Raw genomic sequence first — 14,399 nt, forward strand, 5'->3', positions numbered from 1 at the left:
TGCAAAAACGACTACTACGATAAAAAATGCAAAAAACGCCGCAGGAACATAGCACGGGGTTTGGGGCTTGTCATGAAGCGGATTACTACTGCTGGGTCTGCTGGGCTTGTTGTACCGACTGTCGCTGGTCGACCTGATCCACCAGGGCATAGGCGCGCATACTTTCATTGCCTCCACCCCAGCGCACACCGCGCACCGGGGATGCATCCAGATAGTCCACCCCGTGCGCCAGTTTCAGGTGGTGAATATTACTGGCAAGCCCGTTGCTGACATCGAAACTGAACCAGGCATTTTCAACCCAGGCCTCCACCCAGGCGTGACTGGCGATGTGCTGGTCATCCCCGGTGTGCAGGTAGCCGCTGATATAGCGTGCGGGGATCTGCAGGCAGCGGCAGCAGGCGATAAATATGTGGCTGTGATCCTGGCAAACGCCGAAGCCCTGCGCAAAGGCATCCGCCGCGCTGGTTTGCACGTGGGTCATACCGGGGCGGTAGGGAATGCGTTCAAGGAGTGCCGTCATCAGTTCGATCAGCTGCTGGCGCTCAGGCGACTGGTCGTTGGTAGTGGTGAAACCGCGGGTGAATTCACGCATGGCTTCACTGATTTCCGTCAGGGGCGTACTGCGTAAAAACACCTCGGGAGGCACCCGGTTTTCACTTTCCGGTATCTCTTCTTCACTGATTTCGACGGTGCCCTGGGCGCGAATGTTGATACCTCGATGTGGCTGGTCGACGGTGCAGATATGCATCAGGTTGCCATAGGCATCGGTGGTTTTGTACAGCGTGCCGGGTGTTTCCAGTTTCCAATTCAATATTTTTTGGCCGTTCCGTTGCCGCGGCGTGAGGCGCAGATGCTGGATGCTGTGGGTGACTTCGGCGTCGTAGGAAAAATCCGTTACGTGATCGATATTGAGTATCATGCGCCTTCCCAGTAGCTGCGATGAATTTCATCGCCGATGGTGTTGATGCGTCGTAGTAAATCGTTGAGATAGTCGTGCAGGCCGAACTCCAGAATGTAGTCCACTTCACCGTATTGGAGTCGCGCATGCAGTTCTGAACACAGGCGCTTGGCCGCGAGTCCCTGGCTGCCCTCGATGGACGACAGTTGCTCCATGATGGCGCCCACGCAATAGCGCAGCGAGCGCGGAAGTTGCGCGGATAAAATAAGCAGCTCGGTGACGTTGCGGGCGGAAAGGCCACCGGTGTAGCTGTAGTGATAGGCCTCATAGGCGCCCAGGCTCTGCAGTAGCGCGTTCCACTGGTAAAAATCGATGGCCTGATTGCTGTCGCGCTCGCCGGCCATGACTTCCAGCTTGGCGTTCAGAATACGCGCTGTGTTGTCGGCCCGCTCGATAAACGTACCCAGGCGCATGAACAGGAAGGCATCGTTGTGCAGCATGGTGCCGTAGGCTGCGCCGCGAAATTCATGGGAGCGCTGTTTGATCCAGTCGAACAGCCCTTTGACCCCCTCGTGGTTGATACTGCGATGGCGGCGATGACGCAGTTCCAGCCAGGTGGTATTGATACTTTCCCAGGCCTCCGCCGAAAGCCGGTCGCGCACGCTGTGGGCGTTTGCCCTGGCCAGCTGAATACAGCTGAAAATAGAGCCGTCATTACTCTCATCGAACAGAAAAAATTCCAGCAGCGCTTCGGTGCTTACCTTGTCGTGGCGGGCGTGAAACTGATCCCGGCGACCGGTAATCGAGAGCGGTGCCAGAAGTTCCTGTTGGCCGCCCCGGGAATTTGGCATCAGGGCCATGTTGTGGCTGACATCCAGTAGGCGCGTCATGTTTTCTGCGCGTTCGAGGCTGCGTGCCATCCAGTAAATATTGTTTGCTGTACGACTTAACATGGGCTGCCCTCCAGTACCCAGGTGTCTTTGGTGCCACCGCCCTGGGAGGAATTGACCACCAGGGACCCATCCCGCAGGGCCACACGGGTGAGTCCGCCGGGCACCAGCCGGATTTCCCGGCCGGTAAGCACAAAGGGGCGCAGGTCAATATGCCGGGGCGCTATGCCTTCCGCCACCATGGTGGGGCAGGTGGAGAGGCACAGGGTGGGCTGGGCGATGTAGTTGGCCGGGTTCTGCTGCAGAAGCTGACGAAACTGCTCGATCTCGTCGCGGCTGGCCTTGGGACCGATGAGCATGCCGTAACCGCCCGCACCGTGCACTTCTTTCACCACTAATTCGTGGAGATTTTCCAGGACGTGGTTCAGGTCTTCTTCCTTGCGGCATTGCCAGGTAGGCACGTTGTTGAGGATTGGGGTTTCGTCCAGGTAAAAACGGATCATATCCGGTACATAGGGGTAGATGGACTTGTCATCGGCCACCCCGGTACCCAGGGCATTGGCAAGAATCACATTGCCATCGCGATAGACAGACAGTAGTCCCGGAACCCCCAGCATGGAGTCCGGGTTGAACGCCAGTGGATCGAGAAAGGCGTCGTCAATACGCCGGTAAATGACGTGCACGCGGCGGGAGCCGGTAGTGGTGCGCATGAACACGCAGCCCTTCTGCACAAACAGGTCAGCACCCTCTACCAGCGGAACACCCATTTGCTGAGCCAGGAACGCGTGTTCAAAGAAGGCGCTGTTGTAGCGCCCGGGTGTCAGCACCACCACGCAGGGGCTGTCTGCCTCAATAGCGCTTTGCAGCGTATCCAGTAACAGGTTCGGGTAGTGTTCTACCGGCGCCACGCTCTGGGACAGAAACAGCTCGGGGAACAGTCGCATCATCATTTTGCGGTTTTCGAGCATGTACGACACGCCCGACGGGGTGCGGAGGTTGTCCTCCAGCACGTAGTACTCTCCATCGCTTGCGCGAATCAGGTCGACACCGGTTATATGGGCGTAGGTTTCCCCGGGAAGATCGACGCCGAGCATGGCGACCTGAAACTGCTGGTTGGTCAGCACCTGTTCCGCCGGGATGATGCCCGCTTTCAAAATTTCCTGGTCGTGATAAATGTCGTGCAAAAACCGGTTCAGCGCGGAGACCCGCTGGCGCAACCCCAGTTCCAGTTTCTGCCATTCATCGGCGGGTATGATGCGGGGGATCAGGTCGAAGGGAATCAGGCGCTCGGTGCCTTCCTCTTCACCGTAAACATTGAAGGTGATGCCGAAGCGGCGGAAGAGGGTGTCTGCCTCCCGGTGCTTCTGCTCAAGCGTGGCATCGGGTGTTTTTTTCAGCCAGTCGAGGTAGGCCTGATAGTGCGCGCGGGCGCCTTCACCGCGCAGCATTTCATCGTATAGCCCTGGGGCTACTGCTGGGATCTCAGTCATCCGTGAATCCGTTTTTATGTATGGCATGGATAAAATAGCAAGCGCCGTGCCAGTGCTTGCGCCTCAACGGAGTGCGTGGTTTTGCCCAATATTGGGGGTGATGGCGGCCGTTGCGCTCCGCGGTGCCGTTTTGGCGGTGTGCCTATGTGAACTATCGCGCCATCTCGCCCCAAACCAGTGCGCTCCTGGTGCGCAGAACGGTCGTGTGTACATATTTTCAGCGTGAACCGAGCATTGGAAATTTTGGCGCCAAAAAACTCTATTTGAATTGTTGAATTGCCTCAAAGGCGGTGCTAAAGTTCGCGACCTCTGCAGCGGGGTGCATCCCCAGTCTGCCACTTTATAGACCCGTAGCTCAGTTGGTTAGAGCGCTGCCTTGACATGGCAGAGGTCAGCAGTTCGAGTCTGCTCGGGTCTACCACTTTTCTGCAGGGTACTTTTTATAGGTAGTCTGCACAGGGCAAAATCGCCCGTCATCACCCAAGTGAATCAAGCGGTCTTTCGTAGGGATCGCCACTGATAGAAAAGGAAGTGCAATGCCTGTCGTCACCCTCCCTGACGGTTCCCGTCGCGAATTCTCCAATCCTGTTTCCGTATTTGACGTTGCCAATGATATTGGTCCCGGTCTGGCCAAAGCTGCGCTGGCGGGTGTCGTTGACGGTAAGGAAGTGGATACCAGTTTTGTTATCGATCACGACGCCGAGCTGGCGATTGTGACCGAGCGCCAGCCGGAAGGGCTGGAAATCATCCGTCACTCCACCGCGCACCTGCTGGCCCAGGCGGTTAAGCAGCTCTATCCCGGTGCCCAGGTTACCATCGGTCCGGTGATCGAAGACGGCTTCTATTACGATTTCGCCTACGAGCGCCAGTTCACGCCGGAAGATCTCGAGAAGATCGAAGCGCGTATGGAAGAGTTGGCCAAGGAAGATCTTCCGGTCAATCGCCGCCTGCTGCCGCGCGATGAAGCGGTGAAATACTTCCGCGAAATGGGTGAGGAATACAAGGCGGAAATTATCGCCAGCATTCCCACCAATGAAGATATCTCCCTGTATCGCCAGGGCGACTTTGAAGACCTGTGCCGTGGCCCGCACGTGCCGTCAACCGGCAAGCTCAAGGCGTTCAAGTTGACCAAAGTGGCCGGTGCCTACTGGCGCGGCGATGCCAAAAACGAAATGCTGACCCGTGTATACGGTACTGCCTGGGCTAACAAGAAAGAGCTCAAGGCGTATCTGCACCGTATTGCCGAGGCGGAAAAGCGCGATCACCGCAAGCTGGCGAAGAAGTTCGACCTGTTCCATATCCAGGAAGAGGCGCCGGGAATGGTGTTCTGGCACCCCAATGGCTGGACCGTGTACAGCACGGTGGAGCAGTACATGCGCAGCCGCCAGCGCGAGCGCGGCTATAAAGAGATCAAGACCCCGCAGCTGGTGGATATCTCTCTGTGGCAGAAGTCCGGTCACGCGGAAAAATTTGCTGACGGCATGTTCACCCTGACCAGCGAAGAGCGTCAGTTTGCCATCAAGCCGATGAACTGCCCCTGCCATGTGCAGGTGTTCAACCAGGGCCTGCGCAGCTACCGCGACCTGCCGCTGCGCCTGGCGGAATTCGGTTCCTGTCACCGCAGCGAGCCCTCTGGCTCCCTGCACGGTCTGATGCGCGTGCGCGGTTTCGTACAGGACGATGGCCACATCTTCTGTACCGAAGACCAGATTCAATCCGAAGTATCCGAGTTCATGGACCTGCTGCACGCGGTGTATAAGGACTTCGGCTTCGACGAAGTGATCTATCGTTTATCTACTCGTCCTGAACAGCGGGTCGGTTCCGAAGAAAGCTGGGACAAGGCCGAGAAAGCACTGGCGGATGCGCTGGATGCTGCTGGCCTGCCGTGGGAAGAACTGCCGGGCGAGGGCGCCTTCTACGGGCCCAAGATCGAATTCTCCCTGAAGGACTGCCTTGGCCGCGTATGGCAGTGCGGTACTATTCAGGTGGATTTCTCCATGCCGGGTCGCCTCGACGCCCAGTATGTGGCGGAAGATGGATCCCGTCAGACGCCGGTAATGCTGCACCGCGCGACCCTTGGGTCCTTCGAGCGCTTTATCGGCATTCTGATCGAGAACTACGAAGGCGCTTTCCCGACCTGGCTCGCGCCCCAGCAGGTTGCGGTGCTGAATATCACCGATCGCCAGGCAGAATATTGTAAAAACCTTGAGTCCAAGCTGGGTGCGGAAGGTTTCCGCGCCGCTGCTGACTTGAGAAACGAGAAGATCGGCTTTAAAATCCGCGAGCACACGCTTCAGCGTGTCCCTTATCTGCTGGTCATCGGCGATAAGGAAGTGGAAAACCAGACGGTCGCCGTGCGCACGCGCAGTGGTGAGGATCTTGGAACCATGACCTATGAGTCTTTCCTTGATCTGATCCGCCAGGACGTGGAGCGCCGCGGCCGTCCTTCTATTGCGGGCGCGCAAGACTAAGCGCCCCCGATAGCTTTTTTAGGTAACTGGAGACGAGCGTTATTAAACGAGATATGAAAGCACGGTCCAAGAAGGCCCGCATTAACGATCAGATTGAGGTTTCTCAGCTGCGGTTGATTGGTGCGGATGGTGAACAGGTAGGAATTGTTACGCTGGAAGAAGCACTGGAAGCAGCGCAGAAAGCCAGCCTGGATCTCGTTGAAATTGCACCGGACTCCGATCCCATAGTCTGTAAGATCATGGACTATGGCAAGCATGTATTTGAGGCCAAAAAGGCTAAAAATGCGGCTAAGAAGAAACAAAAGCAGCAGCAGATCAAGGAAATGAAGTTCCGTCCCGGTACCGATATCGGCGACTACCAGATCAAACTGCGCGCCCTGACCCGCTTCCTGGAAGACGGCGACAAGGCAAAAGTATCCCTGCGCTTCCGCGGCCGCGAAATGGCCCACCAGGAGCTGGGGATGGAAATGATGCAGCGTATCGAGAAAGATCTCGAGGAGCTGGGTACTGTGGAGCAGCGGCCGAAAATGGAAGGCCGTCAGATGATCATGGTCATCGCGCCCAGTAAAAAGAAAAAGTAAGACCCAAATAGCAATATTTGAGTCTTCTTTTCGGGATGTGGTCGGGCGACGGCTGCCTTCTCACTCCCGCATAGCCCCAGGTTTCGGCCTGTGGCCAATTAACTAAGCCCACTCGTGGGTCATTATTTACTTTGGAGTACAAAATGCCGAAAGCAAAAGTACACAGTGGCGCTGCCAAGCGCTTCAAGAAGACGGCTTCGGGCTACAAGCACAAGCACGCGAACAAGAGCCACATCCTCACCAAGATGTCCACCAAGCGTAAGCGTCAGCTGCGCGGCACTCAGACTATGAACAAGTCTGATGCTGGTTTGGTCGATCGTATGCTGCGCGCCAAGTAATTGGCTCCAGTCACAAAGGTTTAAGAGGATAGATTTATGGCCCGTGTTAAACGTGGTGTAGTGGCGCGTCGCAGTCACAAGAAAATTCTGAAGCAGGCTAAAGGTTACTACGGTGCGCGTTCTCGCGTATTCCGCGTAGCCAAGCAGGCAGTCATCAAAGCTGGTCAGTACGCTTACCGCGACCGTCGCGTCAAGAAGCGTAACTTCCGCGCTCTGTGGATCACGCGTATCAACGCCCAGTCCCGCGCTGAAGGCATGAGCTACAGCCGACTGATTGCTGGCCTGAAAAAGGCGGATATCGCCCTGGATCGCCGTGTTCTGGCTGATCTGGCGGTATACGACAAAGCCGCTTTTGCTGCCGTAGTTGAAAAAGCCAAGGCAGCCCTGGCAGCTTAATTAGCGCCTGCAGAATGAACTGGCCCGTGAGGGCTGGTTTATGCATTGAAAATAGGGAAGGGCTGTACGGCTCTTCCCTATTTTTTTATCTGCTTTGCAAGAATTCTGAACGCATCCGTCCGTTACTATCCGCTAGTTACATTTTGTTGCTTGTTGCTAGCTACGTACGGCTGCGAATAAAAACTTTATTAGTTGTCACTCATCGATCAGAACGAGAAGGTTTCAATGCAAGAATTGCAATCCCTCACCGAACAGGCACTTGCGCTGGTAGAAGAAGCCAGTGACCTGGCGGCACTGGATCAGGTGCGGGTAGATTACCTCGGTAAAAAAGGCCCGCTCACCGCATTGCTGAAAGGCCTCGGCAAACTGTCTGCCGAAGAGCGCCCGGCCGCGGGAGCCAAGATCAACGAAGCCAAGCAGCAAGTGCAGGCCGCCATCAATGCCCGTCGCGAAGCGATGGAGAAGGCCGCCATCGAGGAAAAGCTGGCCAAGGAAACCATCGACGTTACCCTGCCCGGGCGCGGTGAAGAGCAGGGCAGCATGCACCCCATCACCCGCACCCTGCGCCGCATTGAAGAAATCTTCCAGCGTCTCGGCTTTTCCGTAGAGCAGGGGCCTGAGGTCGAAGGTGACTATTACAACTTTGAAGCCCTGAACATCCCCGCGCATCACCCGGCGCGCGCGATGCACGATACCTTCTATATCGACCCGACCACGGTACTGCGCACGCACACCTCTTCGGTGCAGATCCGCACCATGGAAAAAACCAACCCGCCCCTGCGCATCATCTGCCCGGGCCGCGTGTACCGCTGTGATTCCGACGTCACCCATTCGCCCATGTTCCACCAGGTGGAAGGTCTGGTGATTGATGAAGGCGTGAGCTTTGCGGACCTGAAAGGCTGTATCGACCAGTTCCTCAAGGCCTTCTTTGAAGCGGACGTACCGGTGCGCTTCCGCCCGTCATACTTCCCGTTTACCGAGCCCTCCGCTGAGGCGGACATCCAGTGCACCAACTGCGGTGGCGAAGGCTGCCGCGTGTGTTCCGGCACCGGCTGGCTGGAAATTCTCGGCTGCGGCATGGTGCACCCGAACGTATTCGCCTCCTGCGATATCGACAGCGAAAAATACTCCGGTTTCGCCTTCGGCCTCGGTGTCGAGCGCATGGCCATGCTGCGCTACGGCGTGAACGACCTGCGCCTGTTCTTCGACAACGACCTGCGCTTCCTGAAGCAGTTCTAAGCGAATCCACCATGTAGGAGCCTGCCTTGCAGGCGAACCGCGCAAAGCGCAAAACAGAATTCAGAATTAGAGAACGATTATGAAATTCAGCAACGCATGGTTGCGGGAGTGGGTAAACCCGGACCTGACAGCACAACAGCTGGCCGACCAGATCACCATGGCAGGTCTGGAAGTGGACGCAGTAGAAGCGGTGGCTGGCGAATTTTCCGGTGTCGTAGTGGGCGAAATCGTTGGCTGCGAACAGCACCCGGACGCAGACAAACTGCGCGTATGTAAAGTAAAAGGCCACCCGGAAGGGGAAATGCAGGTCGTGTGCGGCGCGCCGAATGCCCGCGTCGGCATCAAGATCCCGTTTGCCCTGGTGGGCGCCAAGCTGCCCGGCGACTTCAAAATCAAAAAAGCCAAGCTGCGCGGTGTCGAGAGCTTCGGCATGCTGTGCGCCCAGACCGAGCTGGAATTGGGTGACGACAGCGACGGCATCTGGGAACTGCCCGCAGACGCGCCCACCGGCACCGATCTGCGTGAATACCTGCTGCTGAACGACAGCACCATCGAAGTGGACCTGACCCCCAACCGCTCCGACTGCCTCGGTGTAGCCGGCATCGCACGGGAAGTGGGTGTACTGAACCGCTGTGCGGTAACCGAGCCTTCCATTGAAGCCGTCACTCCACGTATCGACGACAGCCTGCCGGTATCCCTGCTGGCCGAAGACGCCTGCCCGCGCTATGTAGGCCGCGTTATCCGCAATATCGATATCAGCGCTACCACACCCCTGTGGATGCAGGAGCGCCTGCGTCGCAGTGGCGTGCGCAGCATCGACCCGGTGGTGGACGTTACCAACTATGTTCTGCTGGAATTGGGCCAGCCCATGCACGCCTTCGACCTCGCCAAACTGAGCGGCGGCATTTTTGTGCGCATGGCGGAGCAGGGCGAAAAGCTGACCCTGCTGGACGCGCAGGAAGTGGAACTGAAGTCCGATACCCTGGTAATCGCCGACGAAAAGGGCCCCCTGGCCATCGCCGGCATCATGGGTGGTCTCGATTCCTGCGTAACCGAAAACACCAAAGACATCTTCCTCGAAAGCGCCTTCTTCAGTCCGCTGGCCATCGCCGGTAAAGCGCGCTCTTACGGACTGCACACCGATTCCTCCCACCGCTTCGAGCGCGGGGTGGACTACCGACTGCAGGAAAAAGCCGTTGAACGCGCCACCCAGCTGCTGCTGGATATCGTTGGCGGTGAGCCGGGCCCGGTACACCTGCGCGAAGTCACCGAAGCCATGCCTGCCGAGCGCCGTATTACACTGCGCCGCGAGCGGGTGAAAACCGGCCTCGGTATCGCCCTCTCAGACGAGGAGATCGTCGACATCATTACCCGTCTGGGTCTGGAAAAGCTTTCTGAAAGCGAAGAGGGCTGGAATTTCCTCGTGCCCAGCTTCCGTTTTGATATCGCTATCGAAGCCGACCTGCTGGAAGAACTGGCGCGTGTATACGGCTACAACCGTATCCCCAGCGTGAGCATGAAAGCGTCGCTGGACATCGTGCCCCGCGCGGAAGCGGCCGTGGCCCAGTCCCGCCTGGAGCAGACCCTGCTGGCCCGTGGCTATCAGGAAGCGATCACCTTCAGCTTTATCGATAGTGAGTCCTCCGCCAAGTTCGATCCGGATGTGGAGCCAGTGGCCCTGCAGAACCCGATCAGCGCTGAACTGTCGGTAATGCGCACCACCTTGATGGCAGGCCTGGTCAAGGCGCTGCAATACAACCTGAATCGTCAGCAGGATCGCCTGCGCCTGTTCGAGACAGGCCTGCGTTTCGTGCCGGGTCAGTCCGTTGCAGAGCTGAAGCAAGAGCGCATGATTGCCGGCCTGATCTACGGCACTCGCCAGCCGGAAGGCTGGACCGGTGGCAAGGATCTGGTGGATTTCTACGACATCAAAGCGGACGTGGAAGCACTGCTGACCCACTACGAGGCAGAAGGGGAATTCACCTTCGCACCGGCGAAACACCCCGCACTGCACCCCGGCCAGTGCGCCCAGGTACTGCGCAAGGGCGTACCGGTGGGGATTATTGGTGCCCTGCATCCGCAGCTGCAGCAGGCATTCGATCTGCCCAAGGCCGCCTTCCTGTTCGAGCTGAGCCTGGACGCCATGGGGCAGGCGGTGATTCCGTCATTCGCACCGCTGTCCAAGTTCCCGGAAGTGCGCCGCGACCTGGCCGTGCTGGCCGATGTGGAAACCCCGGTAGGGCACCTTGCCCAGACCGCGGTGGAGGCCGCTGGTGAATTTTTGACAGACTTCAACATTTTTGACGTCTATCAGGGCAAAGGCATTGATTTTAATAGAAAAAGTGTCGCCATGGGCTTGACCTTTCAGCATCCCTCGCGCACCCTTACTGACGAAGAAATCAATGCCGCTATCGAAGCGGTGGTTGGTGAGTTAAAACAAAAATATAACGCCAGCCTGCGTTAACCCGGTCTACGCTCCGGGATGCGCAAGTTGCCAGCGTATCCCGAGAGCGTCTGCCTCCGGGTTACAAGCCGCAGCGGTACCAGGCTTAAAAACCGGAGTCGACGCCTCTGAATCTGTTGGGCAGGAACCAATGACAGAGGCACTGACCAAGGCCGGGCTCGCCGAAAAGTTGTACGAAGAGCTGGGTTTCAACAAGCGCGAAGCCAAAGAAATCGTCGAATTTTTCTTCGAAGAAATCCGCAACGCACTTGAAAATAACGAGCAGGTCAAACTGTCAGGGTTTGGCAATTTCGACTTGCGTGACAAAAGCCAGCGTCCGGGAAGGAACCCCAAGACTGGCGAAGAAATCCCCATATCCGCAAGAAGGGTGGTTACCTTCAAGCCGGGGCAAAAACTCAAGGCACGAGTAGAAGAAGATGCTGGAAGCGAGTCATAACAGCGAATTGCCGGTAATTCCCGGTAAGCGCTATTTCACCATCGGTGAGGTCAGCGAGCTGTGTGCGGTCAAGCCTCATGTGTTGCGCTACTGGGAGCAGGAATTCCCTCAGCTCAGCCCCGTAAAGCGCCGCGGCAACCGCCGCTACTATCAGCACCAGGATGTCATCCTGATCCGCCAGATCCGCGCGCTCCTGTACGAAGAAGGCTACACCATCGGCGGCGCCCGCCTGCAGATGGAGACCGGCAGTTCAGAAAAAGTGCAGACCGTACAACTGCAGCAGGTGATCCCGCAAATGATCGCCGAACTGGAAAGTGTGCTGGAATTGCTGGAAGTCCAAGCCTGATTCAAAAAGGCGTAAATCGGGCTTGCAATCCCCCCGCACTTAGGTATGATTTGCGCCTCATCGCCAAGCGATGCCCCTTATAAATCAAGCACTTACGCGATTTTCACGCAGCTTGATTTGCTCTTATCGGAGTGTAGCGCAGCCTGGTAGCGCACCACACTGGGGGTGTGGTGGTCGTCGGTTCAAATCCGGCCACTCCGACCATTATTTGCGTTGAGTTCTCAACGACTTAGAAGCCCGCCTCTTGAGCGGGCTTTTTTGTGGCTGAAATTTAAGTCCACATTAAGTCCAGAGAAAAAGATCACACTACTTGGGTGAGTTACCAGGCAACTGGGGTAGGGCATGTTGAAATGGTGCTCAGAAAGTCTCTGGTTCGCTCTGATTAGGTGCTTATGTCTGCAGTAATTTGGCCTTGGCTATATAGGCGATCAAACTCTTGCCTAGCGCGTTTTTTGTGACTTACGCATTCCACCATGTGTTGGTCTGACTTGAAGGAGTGACAGCCTTCGGGAGCCTTATAGTATTGAAACCAGGTTTTAAGCTTGAGTGCATTCTCTGTCGCTTTCTCCTTCGCGCGTTGAGCTGCTATTAACCCGCGTTGCTTTTTCAGCTGAGCCTGCTCTTTCCTCTGGCGTTCGAGCATTGCTCTTCTTTCTTTTTGCCTTTCGATCTGCTCCTGCATTGCTTGCTGGGCCATGTGTGCTGTGTAGTTTACATACGCTAGCCTTAAACCAAGGGAGATAAATCCGGCCAGTAGAATTCCAGCGGCAATTTTAAGTATTAGTCCCATCTCAGTCTCTGAAATATCGTTTGCTTATGAGGAAGGCCCAAGTGGGAGCTCTATATACATCTTATCGGCTGCTCCCTTGCTTCTCTGTCGATTCCCTGAGCACCTTGAGTTCTTCAATAGAGTATGCGGGCCTTCTTTTGTGCAGCATTGCGTGACAATTTGGGCACACAGGCCTTAGGTCTTCTACAGGGTTGAGCTCATACTCTTCACCGATTTCCGCGAGTGGAAGTAGATGATGGACGTGGGTGAACCCTTTTCCAATTTCGCCGTATTCCCGCTCGAAATCAAAACTACAAACTGAGCAGGTGGTGCCGTGGGCTTTTAGGCAATCTTTACGCGCCTGTGGGTTTCGCTCGTAAACATTGATAGAGATAGTCTTCGTGCTGCCTTCGATGTATTTCTCTGGCTCAGAAACCTCCTCTGCTAAAATGTCAGGTCGAGTGTCGGTGCCACTTCTAAAGCTCCACGTGATTTGCACTGGAGTTTCGTTTTTGTACTCTTTTGCATAAGCCTGGCCGGCAAAAATAAACGGTGATCGATCTTCTTCTCGGTAAAAAATGTAGACGTTAGTTTCGTCGCTCAAAAGTGATTGGATTGATCCTTGCTCAATATGTGATTGATTCTTTCCATACCAAACGAGGTCATCACCAATGAATTTATTCTTATAATCATGGCCCGTACGCCCGGCAACTCCCACATTACAGAAAATAAACCAGTCTCCTTCATAATTTGTATAGCCAGTATTCCAGTTTCCTTTTTGCTTTTCTGAGGGTACATTGCATATATGGTAAATATCATTTTTCGTATATTCATTGCCTGCAGTGAAATTATAGGTTTTCATTATCGGTCCTTATATATTTATCCCATGCTATAGCAATGCTGGATATGGAATATCTGAGATATTCAATTTTTCATGTTTAAAAGTTTGGTATTCTCTATCTCGAATGCGCCAAGATCTTTCGTGTCGATAAGGGCGTCACTAACAGTTGGTGTTGTAACTCCCTGAGAGAACAAGTTTTCAATATAAGATTTTTGGGGTTTCCCTAGTCCAGACCACCATTCTTCAGATAAATAATTGTTCTCTATTGACAAGAAAATAAAAGCGGTTAATGAGTCTTCGATAGATTTTGAGTTGCAGAGACTTGCGTAGAATTGATCGGCAGCTGGAATATGTTCATCTATGCAAGAAAGGCAAATATAGCCCGTGCTGGCGCTTGAAAAGGAGTTAACTATGATATAGCTAGGAATTTTTTCGGGCTGCATAGAAATTTTTTGAAGCTCTTTTCCCTGAAAGTCAAACCGCGGAGCTACTGCTGCGCTCGTCATTACCATAGGAGGCTCCGCTAGGGTGAAAACAATATGGCTAACGCCGCTGTAATCTTTGCTGAGCAATATTGAATCCATTTTTTTCTTTAGGTATTCAAGATCGTTTTTTGTAAGATCATTGTTTTCGTAAGTCCACTTATGCCCAGCTTGTATTGATATTTGCTGATCAATACTCTTTCCCTTGTCTAGATTCTTTAATAAATCAAATGTTCCAGCGGACTTTTCTTTGACAAATATTTCTCGAGTGAGAGCCCTGTAGGCTACTAAAAAGCAGTTTTCTTCAGAAATCTCGAAGTCTTTCTTCTCTATAGGCTGAAATAGATGATTATCGTGGTAGTTGCAAAAGCCGGTAAAAGTCGACGCCTTTTGTAGCCCAATTTTTTGAGGGCTGATGTCGAATCCATTGTTGAAATTTGCGCCTGTTTTGAAAGTTGTTAGGACATGCCCATTACTTGAGATTTCTTTCAAAGATGAGCTCTTTGAAATCGAGTGCGCTTTAACAATTTTACCCGAGCATCCATCCTTCATAGGTTCCGGGACGCTGCAATACTTTTGTGAGTAAAAGCTATTAAACTGCTTGTATAGAGTCTGCTCGCTAATTGGTGTCTGTTTGTCTCTATCTAGGTGGCATTTTTTGAATTTTTTTCCAGAGCCGCACCAGCAGGGGGCATTTCTGCCTATCTTCATTTGTTGCTCTTTACCATTTGGAGAAATTTTGTAATTAATTTTATCGT

General features: G+C 54.5%; 14 protein-coding genes and 2 tRNA genes. 10 read left to right on the forward strand and 6 right to left on the reverse strand.

Annotated features, from left to right (window positions below; genetic code table 11):
• Nucleotides 1-85: 85 nt before the first annotated feature.
• Genes PVT68_RS00455 through PVT68_RS00465 form a run of 3 tightly spaced genes read right to left on the reverse strand, consistent with a single transcriptional unit; the run spans nt 86 to nt 3,278 of the window.
• The gene (locus PVT68_RS00455; RefSeq protein WP_280320610.1) at nt 86-919 is read right to left on the reverse strand and encodes a transglutaminase family protein; all 834 of its coding nucleotides are present in this window, start codon (nt 917-919) and stop codon (nt 86-88) included.
• Nucleotides 916-1,851, reverse strand: a complete 936-nt coding sequence (locus PVT68_RS00460) for an alpha-E domain-containing protein (RefSeq protein ID WP_280320611.1) — start codon at nt 1,849-1,851, stop codon at nt 916-918. Before PVT68_RS00460 ends, PVT68_RS00455 begins: the two co-directional genes overlap by 4 nt.
• Nucleotides 1,845-3,278, reverse strand: coding sequence for a circularly permuted type 2 ATP-grasp protein (locus tag PVT68_RS00465; protein ID WP_280320612.1), 1,434 nt, complete (start codon nt 3,276-3,278; stop codon nt 1,845-1,847). The genes PVT68_RS00460 and PVT68_RS00465 overlap by 7 nt, the downstream gene beginning before the upstream one ends.
• A 344-nt stretch (nt 3,279-3,622) precedes the next feature.
• Here PVT68_RS00465 and PVT68_RS00470 point away from each other — a divergent pair.
• From PVT68_RS00470 to PVT68_RS00515, 10 genes are all read left to right on the forward strand, one after another.
• Nucleotides 3,623-3,699: transfer RNA gene (locus PVT68_RS00470), tRNA-Val, on the forward strand.
• A 115-nt stretch (nt 3,700-3,814) separates the two neighbouring features.
• Nucleotides 3,815-5,749 (forward strand): threonine--tRNA ligase, encoded by a 1,935-nt coding sequence (thrS, locus tag PVT68_RS00475; RefSeq protein WP_280320613.1) that lies wholly within the window; start codon nt 3,815-3,817, stop codon nt 5,747-5,749.
• Between the two features lie 53 nt (nt 5,750-5,802).
• Complete coding sequence (infC, locus tag PVT68_RS00480; protein WP_280320614.1) at nt 5,803-6,330, forward strand: translation initiation factor IF-3; 528 nt, start codon at nt 5,803-5,805, stop codon at nt 6,328-6,330.
• Between the two features lie 143 nt (nt 6,331-6,473).
• A complete protein-coding gene (gene rpmI, locus PVT68_RS00485; protein ID WP_280320615.1) occupies nt 6,474-6,668 on the forward strand; it encodes a 50S ribosomal protein L35 in 195 nt (64 codons plus the stop codon).
• Between the two features lie 36 nt (nt 6,669-6,704).
• Nucleotides 6,705-7,064 (forward strand): 50S ribosomal protein L20, encoded by a 360-nt coding sequence (gene rplT / locus PVT68_RS00490; RefSeq protein WP_280320616.1) that lies wholly within the window; start codon nt 6,705-6,707, stop codon nt 7,062-7,064.
• Nucleotides 7,065-7,289: 225 nt separating this feature from the next.
• Complete coding sequence (gene pheS, locus PVT68_RS00495) at nt 7,290-8,303, forward strand: phenylalanine--tRNA ligase subunit alpha (protein ID WP_280320617.1); 1,014 nt, start codon at nt 7,290-7,292, stop codon at nt 8,301-8,303.
• Between the two features lie 79 nt (nt 8,304-8,382).
• Nucleotides 8,383-10,767 carry a phenylalanine--tRNA ligase subunit beta gene (pheT, locus tag PVT68_RS00500; RefSeq protein WP_280320618.1) on the forward strand — a complete coding sequence of 795 codons (2,385 nt, stop codon included), beginning with the start codon at nt 8,383-8,385 and terminating at the stop codon, nt 10,765-10,767.
• A gap of 130 nt (nt 10,768-10,897) precedes the next feature.
• Nucleotides 10,898-11,203 carry an integration host factor subunit alpha gene (gene ihfA / locus PVT68_RS00505; RefSeq protein ID WP_010131375.1) on the forward strand — a complete coding sequence of 102 codons (306 nt, stop codon included), beginning with the start codon at nt 10,898-10,900 and terminating at the stop codon, nt 11,201-11,203.
• Nucleotides 11,184-11,549, forward strand: coding sequence for a MerR family transcriptional regulator (locus PVT68_RS00510; protein WP_280320619.1), 366 nt, complete (start codon nt 11,184-11,186; stop codon nt 11,547-11,549). Before ihfA ends, PVT68_RS00510 begins: the two co-directional genes overlap by 20 nt.
• A gap of 127 nt (nt 11,550-11,676) precedes the next feature.
• Nucleotides 11,677-11,753: transfer RNA gene (locus PVT68_RS00515), tRNA-Pro, on the forward strand.
• A 178-nt stretch (nt 11,754-11,931) separates the two neighbouring features.
• Here PVT68_RS00515 and PVT68_RS00520 read toward each other — a convergent pair.
• From PVT68_RS00520 to PVT68_RS00530, 3 genes are all read right to left on the reverse strand, one after another.
• Nucleotides 11,932-12,339: a hypothetical protein gene (locus tag PVT68_RS00520; RefSeq protein ID WP_280320620.1), complete on the reverse strand. Its 408-nt coding sequence runs from the start codon at nt 12,337-12,339 to the stop codon at nt 11,932-11,934.
• A gap of 61 nt (nt 12,340-12,400) precedes the next feature.
• Nucleotides 12,401-13,180, reverse strand: a complete 780-nt coding sequence (locus PVT68_RS00525) for an HNH endonuclease (protein ID WP_280320621.1) — start codon at nt 13,178-13,180, stop codon at nt 12,401-12,403.
• A gap of 62 nt (nt 13,181-13,242) precedes the next feature.
• Nucleotides 13,243-14,352 (reverse strand): YecA family protein, encoded by a 1,110-nt coding sequence (locus tag PVT68_RS00530; RefSeq protein ID WP_280320622.1) that lies wholly within the window; start codon nt 14,350-14,352, stop codon nt 13,243-13,245.
• Nucleotides 14,353-14,399 lie beyond the last annotated feature (47 nt).

It is taken from the genome of Microbulbifer bruguierae (assembly GCF_029869925.1).
Taxonomy (GTDB): domain Bacteria; phylum Pseudomonadota; class Gammaproteobacteria; order Pseudomonadales; family Cellvibrionaceae; genus Microbulbifer; species Microbulbifer bruguierae.